This window comes from Chromobacterium violaceum ATCC 12472 (assembly GCF_000007705.1).
Lineage (GTDB): Bacteria > Pseudomonadota > Gammaproteobacteria > Burkholderiales > Chromobacteriaceae > Chromobacterium > Chromobacterium violaceum.
Genome location: NC_005085.1, coordinates 2958502 through 2975283, shown reverse-complemented (window position 1 = coordinate 2975283; position 16782 = coordinate 2958502). Strand labels below are relative to the sequence as shown.

General features: G+C 66.1%; 10 protein-coding genes. 4 read left to right on the top strand and 6 right to left on the bottom strand.

Going from position 1 to position 16782, the window contains the following annotated elements:
• Positions 1-7: 7 nt before the first annotated feature.
• Positions 8-457: a hypothetical protein gene (locus tag CV_RS13425; RefSeq protein ID WP_011136286.1), complete on the bottom strand. Its 450-nt coding sequence runs from the start codon at positions 455-457 to the stop codon at positions 8-10.
• A complete protein-coding gene (locus CV_RS13420) occupies positions 454-1569 on the bottom strand; it encodes an AAA family ATPase (RefSeq protein WP_011136285.1) in 1116 nt (371 codons plus the stop codon). The genes CV_RS13425 and CV_RS13420 overlap by 4 nt, the downstream gene beginning before the upstream one ends.
• Positions 1570-1913: 344 nt before the next feature.
• On the opposite strand from CV_RS13420, the gene CV_RS13415 reads away from it, so the two are divergent.
• On the top strand, positions 1914-2930 hold the full coding sequence (locus CV_RS13415) for a glycosyl hydrolase family 18 protein (protein WP_043596291.1): 1017 nt from the start codon (positions 1914-1916) through the stop codon (positions 2928-2930).
• A gap of 61 nt (positions 2931-2991) precedes the next feature.
• Here CV_RS13415 and CV_RS13410 read toward each other — a convergent pair whose 3' ends face one another.
• The 4 genes from CV_RS13410 to CV_RS13395 are packed head-to-tail and all read right to left on the bottom strand — an operon-like array spanning position 2992 to position 11839.
• Positions 2992-4377: an efflux transporter outer membrane subunit gene (locus tag CV_RS13410; protein WP_052278835.1), complete on the bottom strand. Its 1386-nt coding sequence runs from the start codon at positions 4375-4377 to the stop codon at positions 2992-2994.
• A 5-nt stretch (positions 4378-4382) separates the two neighbouring features.
• A complete protein-coding gene (locus CV_RS13405) occupies positions 4383-7487 on the bottom strand; it encodes a multidrug efflux RND transporter permease subunit (protein WP_011136281.1) in 3105 nt (1034 codons plus the stop codon).
• Positions 7484-10585 (bottom strand): MdtB/MuxB family multidrug efflux RND transporter permease subunit, encoded by a 3102-nt coding sequence (locus tag CV_RS13400; RefSeq protein WP_011136280.1) that lies wholly within the window; start codon positions 10583-10585, stop codon positions 7484-7486. The genes CV_RS13405 and CV_RS13400 overlap by 4 nt, the downstream gene beginning before the upstream one ends.
• Before the next feature lie 15 nt (positions 10586-10600).
• A complete protein-coding gene (locus tag CV_RS13395) occupies positions 10601-11839 on the bottom strand; it encodes an MdtA/MuxA family multidrug efflux RND transporter periplasmic adaptor subunit (protein WP_011136279.1) in 1239 nt (412 codons plus the stop codon).
• 468 nt (positions 11840-12307) lie between these two features.
• Here CV_RS13395 and CV_RS13390 point away from each other — a divergent pair, with 468 nt between their 5' ends.
• The 3 genes from CV_RS13390 to CV_RS13380 all read left to right on the top strand — a co-directional run bounded on the left by CV_RS13390 (position 12308) and on the right by CV_RS13380 (position 16748).
• Positions 12308-14167, top strand: a complete 1860-nt coding sequence (locus CV_RS13390; RefSeq protein ID WP_227590040.1) for a potassium transporter Kup — start codon at positions 12308-12310, stop codon at positions 14165-14167.
• A gap of 248 nt (positions 14168-14415) precedes the next feature.
• Positions 14416-15942: an amino acid permease gene (locus CV_RS13385; protein ID WP_011136277.1), complete on the top strand. Its 1527-nt coding sequence runs from the start codon at positions 14416-14418 to the stop codon at positions 15940-15942.
• A 104-nt stretch (positions 15943-16046) separates the two neighbouring features.
• Entirely contained in the window at positions 16047-16748 is a 702-nt protein-coding gene (locus CV_RS13380) for a MarC family protein (protein ID WP_011136276.1), read from the top strand.
• The last annotated feature ends 34 nt before the right edge of the window (positions 16749-16782 follow it).

Here is a 16782-nt window from a genome sequence, read left to right as displayed (position 1 = left end):
CCGGAGTTCAGGAGCGGTATGCGCCGCTCCAGCGGCGGCGGATGTCGGCCAGCAAGTCGTCGCCGGCCGGCCATTGCCGGTTCAAGGGAATGATGAGCGCGGGTTGGCGCCAGAGCAGCATCGGCCAGACCGGGGAGCGGATGTTCAGCGCAGTGGCCAGCGCGTCGGTGGAAACGTCCGGCTGCCACTTGGTCGGCAGCCACAGCTGTCGGACCGAGTCATCGGGACGGGCGTATTCGACGCTCTCGACCCAGGGCAGCGCGTGTTCCGGACCCAGCGCCACCAGCAGGCCTTCGCCTGCGCTCAGCATCAGCGCGCTGCGTCGTTCGGCAGGCATGGTTTCCAGCCGTTTCAGCAGGCGCTCCGCGGCATCGCCGAAGGCGACCGCCGCCTGCGGGGCGGCAATGTCGCTTTCCGGAACGGGCTGCCAATGCCAAGCGATGGCGGAGCCGCTCATGCGGGCTCCGCCAGGCGCGCAGCCAGTTTTTCGCGCGAAGCGGCCAGCTCGTCCGGCATGCCATCGGCGCTGAAGTTGGCGTCGATCTCGCGCAGCAGGGCTTCGATGGACGATAGGTCTGTCTCCGCGTCCAGCGCGCATTGCGCGTTTTCCAGCAGGCGCTGGACGCGGGACAGCGGCTGCACGGCCGCGGTTTCCACCGCGCTGGCCAGCACGCCATTGGCGCAAGCCGCCAACTGCTCGCGCAATATTTCGCGGGCGTGCTGCTGGGCTTCCTGGGTTGGCAGCGCGTACAGCAGCGGCCACAGGTCGGAGGCGTCGGCGCGCATGCGTCCGGCGAGCGCGGCGGCGGCGGCGACCAGGCGCTGGGATTTGACGATGCGCCGGTCGGACAAGCTGATGCCGGCGCCGCGCAATTGGCGGATAGCCTGCGCCAGCATGGGGCGGACCGCGCGCATGTCCACTTCGCGCGCCGCCTGGCACAGCAGATCGATGTCCGCCAGGCTGATCTCGCTTGCCGCCGGGGCCTGTTCGGCTTGCCAGCCGCCCTCCAGCATCGCTTCCAGCTGATGATCAGCCGTGGCTTCGATGAAGGCGTGCAGCAGGAAGCGGTCGCCAAAGGCCGCCAGCGAGGCATCGTCGGGCAAACCGTTGGCCGCGCCTATGCAAACGCGCAGCGGGCAATGCAGCTGGGTGTGGCCGCGGCGGAAGCGGCGCTCGTTCAGAATGCCCAGCAGGGTGTTGAGGATGGCGGTGGAGCCGAGGAAAACCTCGTCTAGGAAGGCGACTTCAGCCTCCGGCAGCATGCCGGTGGTATCGGTTTCCACTGTGCCTTCGCGCAGCTTGCGCAGGTCTACCGCGCCGAACAGCTCGGAAGGTTCGGTGTAGCGGCCAAGCAGGTATTCGAAGTAACGGCCGCCCATCGCTTGGGCGACCCGGCGCACGACGGCGCTTTTGGCTGTGCCGGGCGGGCCTATTACCAGCAGGTGCTCCTGGGCCACGGCGGCGAGGATGATCAATTCTGCGAGTTGCTCCCTGCCGACCAGCCCTTGGGTAGCGGAGCGGATGGCGGAGCGGACTTGAGCGGATGCGTGCTGCAGCTGCGAATTCATGATGTTGGCGTGAAGTGTGGATCGGGAGATTATAGAGAAGGGGATGGATTGTTAACAATTGTAATATTGGCAATAGTGCCAAATCGGTGGGCGGTCTTCTTGTATTCCGAGATGGAGTTTTTCAATGTATTTGAATATTGGGCGAGGAATTGCAAAATAGGTGTGTACAGGGGAATAAATTGCGCGTTTGCTGATTTGTTTGGGCAAGTCTGTCGATTTTTTATTCCGCATTGTTTTGATACGCAGCAGGGAGGTATGGATGGCGGCTGCGCTCCCGGTTATAACGGCGGTCATATGCCCTGGCGAAATTTGGCTGCGGCATTTTGACGAATAGAGAGCATCCGATGAAAAAAACGATATCCATCCTGCTGGCCGGCCTGGCGCTGGCGGCAAGCCAGGCGCAGGCCGGGCCCATGGTTCTGGCTTATTATTCCGGCTATGCCGGCAATTACGCCGCGCTGACCCGGTACGCCGCCAGCTTCAATGCCGTCGCTGTCGACTTTTACAACATCACCGCCCAGGGCGCGGTGACGGGCAACGGCGATCCGGCGCCGAACGACGCCATCTCTTTCCTGCTCGGCAGGAAGATTCCCGCCTACGGCTGCGTGTCGAATGTCGACGGCAACGGCAATTGGAGCGCCGACATCGCCCACGCGGTATCGACCTCGGCGCAGAGCCAGGCGGTGGCCAACCTGGTGAAGTTCGCCCAGGACAAGCGCTTCTCCGGCATCAACGTGGATTTCGAGGCGGTGGCGCAGGGCGACCGCAACAACTTCAGCCACTTCATCCAGGTTCTGGGCCGGGCATTGCACGCCAAGGGCCTGAAGCTGATCGTCAGCGTGCCGGCCTTTTCCGCCAAAGACGAAAACCATCCGGCCAATTACGGCTACGATCTGCGCGCCTTGGGCGCGGCGGCCGACTACCTGCAGATCATGAGCTACGACGAGGCGATTCCGGCCTGGGATCCGGGGCCGGTGGCCGGCTCGGACTGGATGGAGGATGACCTGGACTATGCGGTGGAGCGGGTGCCGGCGGCCAAGATACTGAACGGCATTCCAGCCTACGGCTACGATTGGAAGCGGCCTGGCGACGGCGGCATGCTGTACTGGAAGGATACGCAGGCCTTGATCGCCCGCTACGGCGCGCAGCCGCGCTACGACGCCGGCACCCATTCCCTGACTTTCAACTACGGCGCGGCCGATGGCAGCCGCCACACGGTGTGGACCGAAAACGCGCGCAGCGTGGCGCTGAAGGCCAGCCTGGTGAACGCCTACGGCCTGGGCGGCACATCCTTGTACGCGCTGGGGATGGAGGATGACGCGTTCTGGGCGGCGGTGAAACAGGGCCTGGCGCAGCGCTAGCCGGCTTCCGGCGATAAAAAAACCGGGCGCAGGCCCGGTTTTGTCTTGGCGGGTTTGCGGTTTACCAGCGGCCGCCGAGCGCGGCGATCAGCGCCACGCTGCCGGCGTACTGGCGGTTCACCACGTTCCACAGATTGTTCTCGGCGGCGATGCGGGCATTCTGCGCCGACAGCACGTTCAGGTAGGCGACGGTTCCAGCCTGGTATTGGTTCATCGCGATGGTTTCCGCCCGTTTGGCCGCCGCCAGCGCCGCCGTCTGCATGCCGGACTCCTCCTTCAGCAGGCTTTGCGCGGACAGATTGTCTTCGACGCCTTGCAGCGCCGCCAGCACGGTCTGGCGGTAGCTGGCCACGCTGGCGTCGTAGTTGGCGATCGCCTGCTCGGTCTGGGCGCGGCGCAGGCCGGCGTCGAACAGCGTCAGCGCCAGCGACGGGCCGACCGACCAGATGCGGTTGGGCAGCGTCACCCAGTCGGCGAAGGTGGAGCCGCGGTAGCCGCCGCTGGCGCCCAGCGTCAGCGTGGGGAAGAAGGCGGCTTTGGCGATGCCGATCTGGGCATTGGCGACCGCCATATTCCGTTCCGCCGCGGCCACGTCCGGCCGGCGCTCCAGCAGCGCCGAGGGGATGCCGGCCGGAATCTGCGGCAGGTGCGGCGTCTCGGCGGCCGGCGGCAGCGAGAAGCTGGCCGGCGCCTGGCCGAGCTGGGCGGCGATCGCGTGCTCCAGCTGGGCGCGGGTCAGCTGCTTGTCCACCACCGAGGCCTGCGCGGCGTGCCACTGGCTTTCCGCCGAGGCCACAGCCTCGTCGCCGACGATGCCGGCGGCGAACTGGTTGCGGGTCAGCTTCAGCGCCTCGCCCAGCGCTTTCTCGCTGTCGCGCAGATTGGCCAGTTGCCTGTCGGCCACCACCAGTTGCAGGTAGGCCGTGGCGAGCTGGGCCTGGCTGCTCAATCGAATGGCGGCCAGCTGGGCCTCGGAGGCCTGCTGCTTGGCCTTGCCGGCCTCCACTTCGCGCCGCACCGCGCCCCACAGATCCACTTCCCAGCTGGCGGACAGGCCCAGGTTGTAACTGGTGGCCGCGCCGTCGCCCGGCGCGCTCACGCCATGGCTCCGGGACGCGTTGGCCGACAGCGACGGGAACAGGCCGGCTTGTGCCTGGCGCAGCTGGGCCTGGGCCGCGCGGTACTGCGCCTCGGCCTGGGAGATGGTGGGGCTCTGCTGGTTCAGCGTGTCCATCAGGCGGTTCAGCGTCGGGTCCTGGAACACCGTCCACCAGTCGCCGCGCGGCATCGCGTCCTGCGGCTCGGCGCTCTTCCAGCGGCCGTCCTCCTTGAATTGGGCGGGAATGTCGAGCTTGGGCCTGGCGTAGTCCGGGCCGATCGCGCAGCCGGCCAGCGCCAGCGCCGCCAGCGCGGCGCATAGTTTCTGCGGCGTTGTTGTTCTATTCATGGCAATCATTCCTCTTTGCCGGCGGCCAAGGCCGGGCCGCGGCCGCCGCGCCACTTCAGGCACCACAGGCGGAAGCGGTCCAGGTACAGGTAGACGATGGGGGTGGTGTACAGCGTCAGCAGCTGGCTGAGCAGCAGGCCGCCGACGATGGAGATGCCCAGCGGGGTACGCATCTCGGCGCCGTCTCCGCGGCCCAGCGCCAGCGGCAACGCGCCGAACAGGGCGGCCATCGTGGTCATCATGATGGGGCGGAAGCGCAGCAGGCAGGCCTGCAGGATGGCTTCCTGCGGCGGCAGACCCTGCTCGCGCTCCGCCGTGAGCGCGAAATCTATCATCATGATGGCGTTTTTCTTGACGATGCCGATCAAGAGCAGGATGCCGATCAGCGCGATGATGTTGAACTCGCCGCCGGTGGCCATCAGCGCCAACAGCGCGCCGACGCCGGCGGAGGGCAGGGTGGAGAGGATGGTGATCGGGTGCACCACGCTCTCGTACAGCATGCCCAGCACGATGTACACCGCCACCAGGGCCGCCAGGATCAGCACCGGCTGGCTGTCCAGCGAAGCCTGGAACGACTTGGCTGTGCCCTGGAAGCTGGCGTGGATGCCGCTGGGCAGGCCGATGTCGGCGATGGCCGCGTCTATCGCCTGGGTGGCGTCGGACAGCGAGTAGCCGGGCGGCAGGTTGAAGGAGATGGTGGTGGCCGCGAACTGGCTCTGGTGGTTGACCGACAGCGCGGCATGGGTCGGTTGCCAGCTGGCGAAGGCCGACAGCGGCGTCGGCTGGCCGCCCGGCGTCTGCAGATAGATGTCGCGCAGGCCTTCAGGGCCCTGCCAGTACTGCGGCGCCACTTCCAGCACCACGTGGTACTGGTTGAGCGGATTGTAGATGGTGGAGACCTGGCGCTGGCCGAAAGCGTCGTTCAGCACCGAGTCCACCTGGGCCTGGGTCAGCCCCAGCCGCGCCATCGCCGCGCGGTCGAAGGCGAGCGTGGTTTGCAGGCCCTTCACCTCCTGGTCGTTGTTGAGGTCGGCCAGGAAGGGAATCTTGCTCATCGCCAGCTGCACCTTGGGCGTCCATTCGCGCAGCTCGTTCAGGTCGTCGCCCTGCAGCGTGTACTGGTATTGCGCGTTGCTGGAGCGGCTGCCGATGCGGATGTCCTGCACCGATTGCAGGAACAGCTGGGCGCCGGGCTCGCCGGACAGTTTCTTGCGCAGCCGGGCGATCACCTGATCTGCGTTTTCCTTGCGTTCGGCCAGCGGCTTCAGGCTGACGAACATATTGGCGCTGTTGCGCTGGCCGCCGCCGGTGAAGCCCACCACCTTGTCCACCGCCGGATCGGCGCCGACCACGTTGATGAAGCGCTGCAGCTTGCCCTGCATCGCCTGGAAGGAGATGCTCTGGTCGGCCTTGATCATGCCGGTCAGGCGGCCGGTGTCCTGTTGCGGGAAGAAACCCTTGGCAATCACCGTGTACAGGAACACGTTCAGCGCGATGGTGGCGCCGAGCACGGCCATCATCAGCCGGCCGTGGCGCAGCGCCCAGGACAGCGAGCGGCGGTAGCCGTTCAGCATCGCGTCGAAGGCGCGCTCGCTCCATTGGAACAGCTTGCCCGGAGCCTTGTGCGCGTCGTGCGTCTTCAGCCAGCGCGCGCACAGCATGGGCGTGGTGGTCAGCGACACCAGCAGCGACACCATGATGGCCACCGACAGCGTGACCGCGAATTCGCGGAACAGCCGGCCGATGATGCCGCCCATCAGCAGGATGGGAATGAACACCGCGATCAGCGAGATGCTCATCGACAGCACGGTGAAGCCGACCTCGCGCGCGCCGCGCAGCGCCGCCTGGAACGGCTGCATGCCATTCTCGATATGGCGGGAGATGTTCTCCAGCACCACGATGGTGTCGTCCACGACGAAGCCGGTGGCGATGGTCAGCGCCATCAGGCTGAGGTTGTTCAGCGAAAAGCCGGCCAGGTACATGATGGCGAAGGTGCCCACCAGCGACACCGGCACGGTGATGGCCGGGATGGCGGTGGCGCGGCCGTTGCGCAGGAACAGGAACACCACCAGGATCACCAGCGCGATCGAGATCGCCAGCGAGCGCTCTACTTCGGACAGCGAGGCGCGGATGGTGGGCGTGCGGTCCATCACCTGGTTGATCTTGATCGACGGCGGGATCGACGCCTGCAACTGCGGCAGCATCGCCTTCACCCGATCGACGGTTTCGATGATGTTGGCGCCGGGCTGGCGGAACAGGATCAGCATCACCGCCGGCTGCTTGCCCAGCATGCCGGCGTTGCGCAGGTCCACCACCGAATCCTTGACCTCGGCCACGTCCGAGATGCGCACCGCGCTGCCGTTCTTGTAGCTGACGATCAGCGGCAGGTAGTCGCTGGCCTTGCCGGCCTGGTCGTTGGCCTGCACCTGCCAGTGGCGCTCGTCGTTTTCCAGGAAACCCTTGGGCCGGTTGGCGTTGGTGCTGGTGATGGCGGCGCGCACCGTCTCCATGCCGATGCCGTAATGGTTCAGCTGCGTCGGGTTCATTTCCACCCGCACCGCCGGCTGCGCGCCGCCGCCGATGATCACGTTGCCGATGCCGTCCACCTGCGACAGTTTCTGCCCCAGGATGGAGTCGGCCGCGTCGTACATCTGGCCGCGGCTCAGGGTGTCCGAGGTCAGCGCCAGGATCATGATGGGCGCGTCGGCCGGGTTCACCTTGCGGTAGGTCGGGTTGGACGGCATGCCGGTGGGCAGCAGCGAGCGGGCGGCGTTGATGGCGGCCTGCACGTCGCGCGCGGCGCCGTTGATGTCGCGGTCCAGGTCGAACTGCAGCGTGACGTTGGTGGAGCCCAGCGAGCTGGTCGACGTCATCTCGGTGACGCCGGCGATGCGGCCCAGCGCGCGCTCCAGCGGCGTGGCCACCGTGGCCGCCATCGTTTCCGGGCTGGCGCCGGGCAGCTTGGCCGACACCGAGATGGTGGGGAAGTCCACCTGCGGCAGCGGCGACACCGGCAGCAGCTTGAAGGCGATGGCGCCGGCCAGCAGGATGGCCAGCGTCAGCAGCGTGGTGGCCACCGGGCGGCGGATGAAGGGGGCGGACGGAATCATGCGTCCACCTCTTCCGCAAGCTCGGGCTTGTCCTTGCGGCCGAAGCGCCGCGCCAGCCGGTCGAAGGCCAGGTAGATCACCGGGGTGGTGAACAGCGTCAGCACCTGGCTGACCATCAGGCCGCCCACCATGGTGATGCCCAGCGGCTGGCGCAGCTCCGAGCCCATGCCGCCGCCCATCATCAGCGGCAGCGCGCCCAAGAGCGCCGCCATCGTGGTCATCAGGATGGGGCGGAAGCGCAGCAGACAGGCCTGGTAGATGGCTTCGCGCGGCGCCATGCCCTGTTCGCGCTCGGCCTCCAGCGCGAAGTCTATCATCATGATGGCGTTCTTCTTCACGATGCCGATCAGGAGGATGATGCCGATGATGGCGATCACCGACAGGTCGGTGCCGGACACCATCAGCGCCAGCAGCGCGCCGATGCCGGCCGAGGGCAGGGTGGAGAGAATCGTGATCGGATGGATATAGCTCTCGTACAGCACGCCCAGCACGATGTACATGGTGACGATGGCGGCCAGGATCAGCCACAGCGTGTTGGACAGCGACGCCTGGAAGGCCATGGCCGCGCCCTGGAACTTGGTGTCCATGCTGGCCGGCAGGCCCAGCTCGGCTTCGGCCTGGCGGATGGCGTCCACCGCCTCGCCCAGCGACGCGCCAGCTTTCAGGTTGAAGGAAATGGTGGCGGTGGGGAATTGGCCCAGGTGGTTGATCGCCAGCGAGGTCGGACGCTCCTCTATGCTGGCCACCGCGTTCAGCGGCACCGGTCCGCCGCTGGCGGTGGGCACGTAGATGCCCTTCAGCGACAGCGGATCGCGCTGGTGGTCCTTGTCCACCTCCAGCACCACGCGGTACTGGTTGGTCTGGGTGAAGATGGTGGAGATCAGCCGCTGGCCGAAGGCGTCGTACAGCGCGTTGTCGATCGCGGCGGTGGTGACGCCCAGGCGGGAGGCGACGTCGCGGTTGATGTTGACGTAGGCTTGCAGGCCCTTGTCCTGCAGGTCGCTGGCGACGTCGGCCAGCGCTGGCTCTTGCTGCAGCCGGCGCACCAGCTTGGGCACCCAGGTCGACAGATCGTCCTGGCTGGTGGCCTGCAGCGTGAACTGGTATTGGGTGCGGCTGACGCGGGCGTCGATGGTCAGGTCCTGCACCGCCTGCAGGTACAGCGACATGCCCGGCACGTCGCCGGCGCGCTGCTGCAGCCGCGCGAGCACGGTGCGGATGTCGTCGCGCTCTCCCTTGGGCTTGAGGTTGATCAGCAGGCGGCCGCTGTTCAGCGTGGCGTTGGTGCCGTCGACGCCGATGAAGGAAGACAGGCTGTCCACCGCCGGGTCTTTCAGCAGCGCCTCGGCCAATTTTTCCTGACGGTCGGCCATCGCGCTGAAGGAGATGGACTGCGACGCCTCGCTGATGCCTTGTATCGCGCCGGTGTCCTGCAGCGGGAAGAAGCCCTTGGGCACCCAGACATACAGCGCCGCGGTCAGCGCCACGGTGCCGACCGCCACCAGCAGGGTGGTCTTCTGCCTGTCCAGCACCCAGGCCAGCATCTTGCCGTAGCCGGCGATGATGTCGTCGAAGAACTTGCCGCTGGCGTGGTAGAAGCGGCCCTGCTTTTCCTCTGGCACGTGCTTGAGCAACCGCGCGCACATCATCGGCGTCAGCGTCAGCGAGATGAAGGCGGAGATCAGGATGGACACCGCCAGCGTGATGGCGAATTCGCGGAACAGCCGGCCCACCACGTCGCCCATGAACAGCAGCGGGATCAGCACCGCGATCAGCGAGATGGTCAGCGAGATGATGGTGAAGCCGATCTGTTTGGAGCCCTTCAGCGCCGCCTCCAGCGGCTTGTCGCCTTCCTCGATGTAGCGGGCGATGTTCTCTATCATCACGATGGCGTCGTCGACGACGAAGCCGGTGGCGATGGTCAGCGCCATCAACGTCAGGTTGTTGATGGAAAAGCCGGTCAGGTACATCACGCCGAAGGTGCCCACCAGCGACAGCGGCACCGCCACCGCCGGAATGATGGTGGCCGGCACGTTGCGCAGGAAGACGAAGATCACCATCACCACCAGCGCGATGGCCAGCATCAGCTCGAACTCCACGTCCTCCACCGAGGCGCGGATGGTCACGGTGCGGTCGCTCAGCACGTGCACGTCCACCGAGCCGGGCAGCGTGCCCTGCAACTGCGGCAGCAGCGACTTGATGCGGTTGGTCACCTGGATCACGTTGGCGCCGGGCTGACGCTGAACGTTGAGTATGATGGACGGCGTGGTGCCGGACCAGGCGGCCAGCCGGGTGTTCTCGGCCGATTCCACCACCTTGGCCACGTCCCTGAGGTAGACCGGCGCGCCGTTCTGGTAGGCGATGATGACGTTCTTGTACTCGTCCGCGGACTGCAGCTGGTCGTTGCCGTCCACGGTGGAGGCCTGGCTCGGGCCGTCGAAGCTGCCCTTGGCCTGGTTGACGTTGGCGCTGGCGATGGCGGTGCGGATGTCCTCCAGCGTCAGCCCGCGCGAGGCCAGCGCCTTGGGATTGCTCTGGATGCGCACGGCCGGGCGCTGGCCGCCGCTGATGCTGACTAGGCCGACACCCTGCACCTGCGACAGCTTTTGCGCCAGACGGGTGTCCACCATGTCCTCAAGCTTGGTCAGCGGCATGGTGGGCGAACTGACGGCGATGGTCAGGATGGGCGTATCGGCCGGGTTGACCTTGTTGTAGACCGGCGGGCTGGGCAGGTCGGACGGCAGCAGGTTGCCGGCGGCGTTGATCGCCGCCTGCACTTCCTGCTCAGCGACGTCCAGCGTCAGGTCCAGGCTGAACTGCAGCGTGATCACCGAGGCGCCGCCGGAGCTGGACGACGACATCTGCGACAGGCCCGGCATCTGGCCGAACTGGCGCTCCAGCGGGGCGGTGACCGACGAGGTCATCACGTCGGGACTGGCGCCGGGGTAGAGCGTCACCACCTGGATGGTCGGGTAATCGACTTCCGGCAGCGCCGATACCGGCAGCATCCGCCAGGCCACCAGGCCGGTCAGCAGGATGGCCACCATCAGCAAGGTGGTGGCCACCGGCCGCATAATGAACGGACGGGAGGGATTCATGCTGTGTCCTTCCGCTTAATGGGCCGCCGAGGCGTGCTGCTTGCCGCCGCGCGGCTTGTGCCCCTTGGCTTCGCCTGCGGCGGCCGAGGCGGCTTCGCGCGCCTGGGCGGCGCGGTCTATCACTTTGACCTTGGCGCCGTCGCGCAGCTTGTCCACGCCGTCTATCACCACCTGCTGGCCCGGTCGCAAGCCTTCCTCGATGATGGTGTTGCCGCCGGACACCGGGCCGGTCTTGACCTTGGCGATGCTGACCATGGAATCTGCGCCGACGGTGTAGACGTAGTTGCCCATCTTGCCCAGCTGCACCGCGGCGGTGGGGACTACCACCGCGTCCTTGCGCACGCCCAGCTGCAGGTTGACGTTGACGAACTGGTTGGGGAACAGCTGCTGCTGCTCATTGGCGAATGTCGCCTTGATATTGATGGTGCCGGTGCTGGTGTTCAACTGGTTGTCCAGCGCCAGCAGCTTGCCGTCGGCCAGTTTGTGGCGGTTGTCGCGGTCCCAGGCTTCCACCTTGAGCGTCTTGTTGTCGCGCGCGGCCTGCAGCACCGGGCTCAGGCTGACCTCGGGGATCGCGAAGGTGACGTTGATCGGCTGCGTCTGGGTGATGGTGACCAGGCCGTTGGCGTCGCTGGCATGGACGATGTTGCCCGGGTCCACCTGGCGCAGGCCGACGCGGCCGGAGATCGGCGCCGTGACGCGGGTGTAGTCGACGTTGACGCGGGCGGCTGCGACGGCGCCCTGGTCGACCTTGACCGTGCCCTGGTACTGGCGCACCAGCGCCTGCTGGGTGTCGACCTGTTGCTTGGCGATGGAGTTCTGGCTGGCCAGCTGCTGGTAGCGGGCCAGGTCCAGCCTGGCGTTCTCCAGCAGCGCCTGGTCGCGCAGCAGCTGGCCTTCGGCCTGAGTCAGCGCGGCCTGGTAGGAGCGGGCGTCCAGCTCAGCCAGCAACTGGCCTTGCTTGACCTGTTGGCCTTCGGTGAAATGAACCTTTTCCAATTGTCCGTCGACGCGGCTGCGCACGGTCACGGTATAGGCGGAGGTGACGGTGCCCAGCGCGTTCAGCTGCAGCGGCGCGTCCATGGCCTGCACGGCCGCCACGCCCACCGCCATCGGCGCGGCGCCCTTGTTCCTGGCCGCGGCTTCCTTGGCACTCTGGCTATGCTGGTGCCACCACCAGCCGCCGCCCAGCGCGGCAAGCAGGATGAGTATCAAGGGCAGGCGTTTGGATTTGACTGGCGCGGCGGTCGACATGCGGAGAGCTCCGGGCTGCTGGTTGTTGTTGTGTGGCAAAGCATGACATTTTTACATGCTTTGTGCTGCGGCGATGCGGAAAAACAGCGATTTAGTGCTGACTACGCATGCTTAAGAGTGAACGCATTGTATTAGCTTGGTTTGAGCGGGAAATGGCTTTGTGTTGTGAAATGTTAATGAAAAAAGAGTGTTTGATTTTTATGTTAAAAAGGAGCGGAAAGCCGATGCCGTAAGGCTTTGGCGCGGATGGCTTTCCTGTGGCGCCGGCACTCGCGCGTGGGAGGCGGCGTTTTTACCATTTATTTACACAAGGCCGGCCGGATCTCTATCCGCATTTTATTTCCCAGCACCTAGCATGCCTGGCGAAGCGTCAATTATTTGGACGAGAAACCATAAGGAGCAGGGATGTCTGCGGGATACAGAAGCATGGCGATATCGGCGTCGGATCGAGAACGCGGGCAGCAATCGATGGCGATGCTGGTCCTGGCCGCGCTGGGCGTGGTGTACGGCGACCTGGGCACCAGCCCGCTGTACGCGCTGCAGGAGGCCTTCAACGGCGATCACGGCGTGAGGCCGACGCCGGACAATGTGGTCGGGGTGGTGTCGCTGTTCCTGTGGTCGCTGATCCTGATGGTCAGCGTCAAATACGTGATGGTGCTGATGCGGGCCGACAACAAGGGCGAGGGCGGCATCCTGGCGTTGTTGGCCCAGATCACCGGCGGGCGAAGCGGGGATGGCCGCCGCGTCGCCGTCGGCTGGGTGCTGCTGGGCCTGGCCGGCGCGGCGATGCTGTACGGCGACGGCGTGATCACGCCGGCGGTATCGGTGTTGAGCGCGATGGAGGGGCTGCAGGTGGCGACCCCGGCTTTGGCGGCCTACGTGGTGCCCGCCACCGTCGTCATTCTGGCCATGCTGTTCATGATCCAGCCTTTCGGTTCCGGCCGGGTCGGCGCGGCCTTCGGCCCGATACTGGCGGCGTGGTTCGTGGCGATCGCCGCGCTGGGACTGGCCCAGCTGTGGCGGAACCCGGCCATCCTGCAGGCGGTCAACCCCTGGCACGGCATCGCCTATTTCCAGCGCAACGGTTTCGCCGGCTTTGTCTCGCTGGGCGCGGTGGTGCTGTGCCTGACCGGCGCGGAGGCGCTGTACGCCGACATGGGCCACTTCGGCGCGCGGCCGATACGGCTGGCCTGGTACGGCCTGGCGCTGCCGGCGCTGATTCTGAGCTATCTGGGGCAGGGCGCCTTGCTGCTCGCGCATCCGCAGCTGTCCGGCAGGCCTTTCTATTCGATGGTGCCGGAGTGGGGGCTGTTACCGATGGTGGCGCTGTCCACGCTGGCCACTATCGTCGCCTCGCAGGCATTGATCACGGCGGTGTTCTCGCTGACCCACCAGTCGGCGCAGCTGGGTTTCTTTCCCCGGGTCAAGGTGCTGCATACCTCGGGCAGCCACAAGGGGCAGATCTACCTGCCGCTGCTGAACTGGACGCTGATGCTGGCCACGATCGCGGTGGTGCTGGGCTTTCGCGAGTCGGGCAAGCTGGCAGCCGCTTTCGGCCTGGCGGTCTCCACCACCATGGCCATCACCACTGTGCTGTTCGCGGTGCTGGCGCGCCGCCGTTGGCATTGGCCGTGGTGGGCGGTGGCGCTGGTGGCGGGCAGCTTGTTCGCGATCGACCTGGCGTTCTGGCTGGCCAATGCGCTCAAGTTTCTCGACGGCGGCTGGCTGCCGCTGCTGCTGGGCCTGGCGGTATTCTGCGTGATGGGATGCTGGTTCGGCGGACGGCGCTTGCAGATGAGGGAAAGCCGCGGCCGCCAGCTGCCGCTGGAGGCGCTGCTCTCCAGCCTGGGCATGAATCCGGTGGCGCGGATTCCAGGCGTCGGCGTGTTCCTGTCCGAGCGCGCGGACGGCACGCCGCTGGTGCTGCTGCACCACCTGAAGCACAACCAGGCACTGCACGAAACCGCGATCCTGCTGACGCTGCAGATGCTGGACGTGCCGCGCGCGGCGGGCGAGCGGGTGTCGGCGCAGTGGCTGGGGCAAGGCATGGCCAGGGTGACGGCGCGCTACGGCTATATGGAAGAGCCGGACGTGCCGGAGGCGATGGCGCGGGCGGCGGAGGCGCTGGGTTTGCCGCCGCTGGAGCCGTTGAGCACCAGCTACTATCTGGGGCGGCAGACGCTGGTGGCCGCGCCGGGCAGCGGCGGCTTGAAGCGCTGGCTGGTGGGCGTCTTCGCCTTTCTCAGGCAGAACGAGCGCAGCGCGACGCTGTATTTCGGCCTGCCGCCCAACCGGGTGGTGGAGCTGGGCGCGCGCATCGAACTGTAGCGTGTCGGCCTCATGACATTGCCGATCAGGCGCGGGAGGCCGCTGCGGCGGCTTCGCCTTGCCTGTGCTGGCTTTTACTTTCATTTCCGAACATGACATCTTCGTTTTTTGCGCAAATCGCCTAATCCGGACTAGGCAATGCCGGCGATCGATGTCATTCTTTGCCGCTTTGATTGTCCCGAGCCCGGCGAACCGCCCGGGCGGCGCCGGCTCAGGCCCGCGCGGCAGAACAACAGAGTGAGTTGGATATGAGCAAGAAACAAGACGCGCCGGAGCTGCGGCGCTCGCTGCAGGCTCGACACCTGTCGATGATCGCCATCGGCGGCTCGATCGGCACCGGCCTGTTCCTGGCGTCCGGCGCCACCATCTCGGGCGCGGGCGCCGGCGGCGCGCTGCTGGCCTACGCGCTGGTCGGCCTGATGGTGTACTTCCTGATGACCAGCCTGGGCGAAATGGCCGCCTTCATGCCGGTGTCCGGCTCCTTCCAGGCCTACGGCTCGCGTTTCGTCGATCCGGCCTTCGGCTTCGCGCAGGGCTGGAACTACTGGTACAACTGGGCGATCACCGTCGCGGTGGAACTGGCCGCGGCCGCCATCATCATGAACTACTGGTATCCCGGGATACCGGGCGTGGTGTGGAGCGGGGGCTTCCTGGCCATCATCTTCGCGCTCAACTATTTCTCGGTGAAGGGCTTCGGCGAGGCCGAGTTCTGGTGCTCGATGCTGAAGGTGGCCACCATCATCGCCTTCATCGTCATCGGCTTCCTGATGATTCTGGGCATCATGACCGAGCCGAACCCGAGCCGCATCGCGCCGGGTCTGCAAGTGATGATGCAGGGCGAGGGGCCCTTCGTCGGCGGCCTGGCGGCCTTCGTCGGCGTGGCCATGGTGGTGGGCTTCTCCTTCCAGGGCACCGAGCTGATCGGCGTCGCCGCGGGCGAGTCGGCCAACCCCGGCCGCACCATTCCGCGCGCCGTGCGCCAGATCTTCTGGCGCATCCTGATGTTCTACATGCTGTCCATCCTGATCATCGGTCTGATCCTGCCGCACAACGATCCGTCGCTGCTGAAGAACGACATGAAGGATGTCGGCGCCAGCCCGTTCACGCTGGTGTTCAACCGCGCCGGCCTCGCTTTCGCCGCCAGTCTGATGAACGCGGTGATCCTGTCCGCCATCCTGTCGGCCGGCAACTCCGGCATGTACGCGTCCACCCGCATGCTGTACGCGATGGCCAAGAACGGCATGGCGCCCAAGGTTTTCGGCAAGCTGACCGACAACGGCGTGCCGCGCAACGCGCTGTACGCCACCACGCTGGTGGCCTGCCTGTGCTTCCTGACGTCGTTGTTCCAGAGCAACGCTGTCTACATGTGGCTGTTGAACTCGTCCGGCATGACCGGCTTCATCGCCTGGCTGGGCGTGGCGATCAGCCATTACCGCTTCCGCCGCGCCTACGTGAAGCAGGGCTACAGCCTGGACGACCTGCCGTACAAGGCCAAATGGTTCCCGCTGGGCCCGCTGTTCGCCTTCGCGCTGTGCCTGCTGATCATGCTGGGCCAGAACTACACCGCCTTCACCGCCGCCAAGGTGGATTGGAACGGCGTCATCGCCACCTATCTGGGCATTCCGCTGTTCCTGGCGCTGTGGTGGGGCTACCGCGTCAAGCACAATACCCGCATGGTGCCCTTGGAAAAGGTGGAACTGGCGGAGGCGCATCGCAACGCCTTGATGCAGCGAGAGGAAAATCGCGGCGGCAAGCCCGCCGCCGCCCAGGCCTGAGCGGGCTGGAAAAATGGTTGACCAAGCCCGCTGGCAAGCGGGCTTTTTTTATGGTTTCATCCGCTATCCTGACAACATTTTAAACCTTCCAGGCGGGGTGCCGTATGCAGTTGCTGTCCACCTTCATTACCAAGTTTTTGTTCGTGATGGCGGCGCTGTTGCCGATCATGAATCCGCCCGGCCTGGTGCCCATCTTCATCTCGATGACGGCACGCAACACGCCGCAGCAGCGGCGCTACCTGGCGCGGCGCATCGCGATCTATTGCGCGCTGCTGCTGGTGGGCAGCATGTTCGTCGGCGGCTACGTGCTGTCCTTCTTCGGCGTGTCGCTGCCGGTGGTGCAGATGTCCGGCGGCTTGCTGATCACCTTCGCCGCCTGGCGCATGCTGAACGACACGCCGGCCGAGTCCAGCCAGCCGTCCGCCGAGCAGGCCAGGGTGGACAGCCAGGCCGAGCTCAAGCAGCGCGCCTTCTATCCGTTGACCTTTCCGCTGACCGTGGGGCCGGGCTCGGTGTCGGTGGCCATCACCATCGGCGCCACGCTGACCGGCAGCGGCAAGGGGCTGGTGCGCTTCGTGATCAGCCCGATCGCCGGACTATCGGCGGTGCTGGTGGGCAGCACCCTGGTCTACCTGTGCTACGCCAACGCCGACAAGCTGCTGCGCTATCTGGGCCAGACCGGCTCCGTGGTGTTCCTGCGGCTGTCCGCCTTCATTCTGCTGTGCCTGGGCGTGCAGATCATGTGGGACGGCTTCGGCGAGCTGGCCAGCCAGTGGCTGCGGGACAACGCCGGGCTGCTGCATTGAGCGCCATGCCATGCGTTTGCCGCTTGGCCGGCAT

Excerpts from the sequence above, each read along its gene's own strand:
- CV_RS13425 (WP_011136286.1), bottom strand. The coding sequence starts at position 457 with ATGAGCGGCTCCGCCATCGCTTGGCATTGGCAGCCCGTTCCGGAAAGC.
- CV_RS13420 (WP_011136285.1), bottom strand. The coding sequence starts at position 1,569 with ATGAATTCGCAGCTGCAGCACGCATCCGCTCAAGTCCGCTCCGCCATC.
- CV_RS13415 (WP_043596291.1), top strand. The coding sequence starts at position 1,914 with ATGAAAAAAACGATATCCATCCTGCTGGCCGGCCTGGCGCTGGCGGCA.
- CV_RS13410 (WP_052278835.1), bottom strand. The coding sequence starts at position 4,377 with ATGAATAGAACAACAACGCCGCAGAAACTATGCGCCGCGCTGGCGGCG.
- CV_RS13405 (WP_011136281.1), bottom strand. The coding sequence starts at position 7,487 with ATGATTCCGTCCGCCCCCTTCATCCGCCGCCCGGTGGCCACCACGCTG.
- CV_RS13400 (WP_011136280.1), bottom strand. The coding sequence starts at position 10,585 with ATGAATCCCTCCCGTCCGTTCATTATGCGGCCGGTGGCCACCACCTTG.
- CV_RS13395 (WP_011136279.1), bottom strand. The coding sequence starts at position 11,839 with ATGTCGACCGCCGCGCCAGTCAAATCCAAACGCCTGCCCTTGATACTC.
- CV_RS13390 (WP_227590040.1), top strand. The coding sequence starts at position 12,308 with ATGGCGATGCTGGTCCTGGCCGCGCTGGGCGTGGTGTACGGCGACCTG.
- CV_RS13385 (WP_011136277.1), top strand. The coding sequence starts at position 14,416 with ATGAGCAAGAAACAAGACGCGCCGGAGCTGCGGCGCTCGCTGCAGGCT.
- CV_RS13380 (WP_011136276.1), top strand. The coding sequence starts at position 16,047 with ATGCAGTTGCTGTCCACCTTCATTACCAAGTTTTTGTTCGTGATGGCG.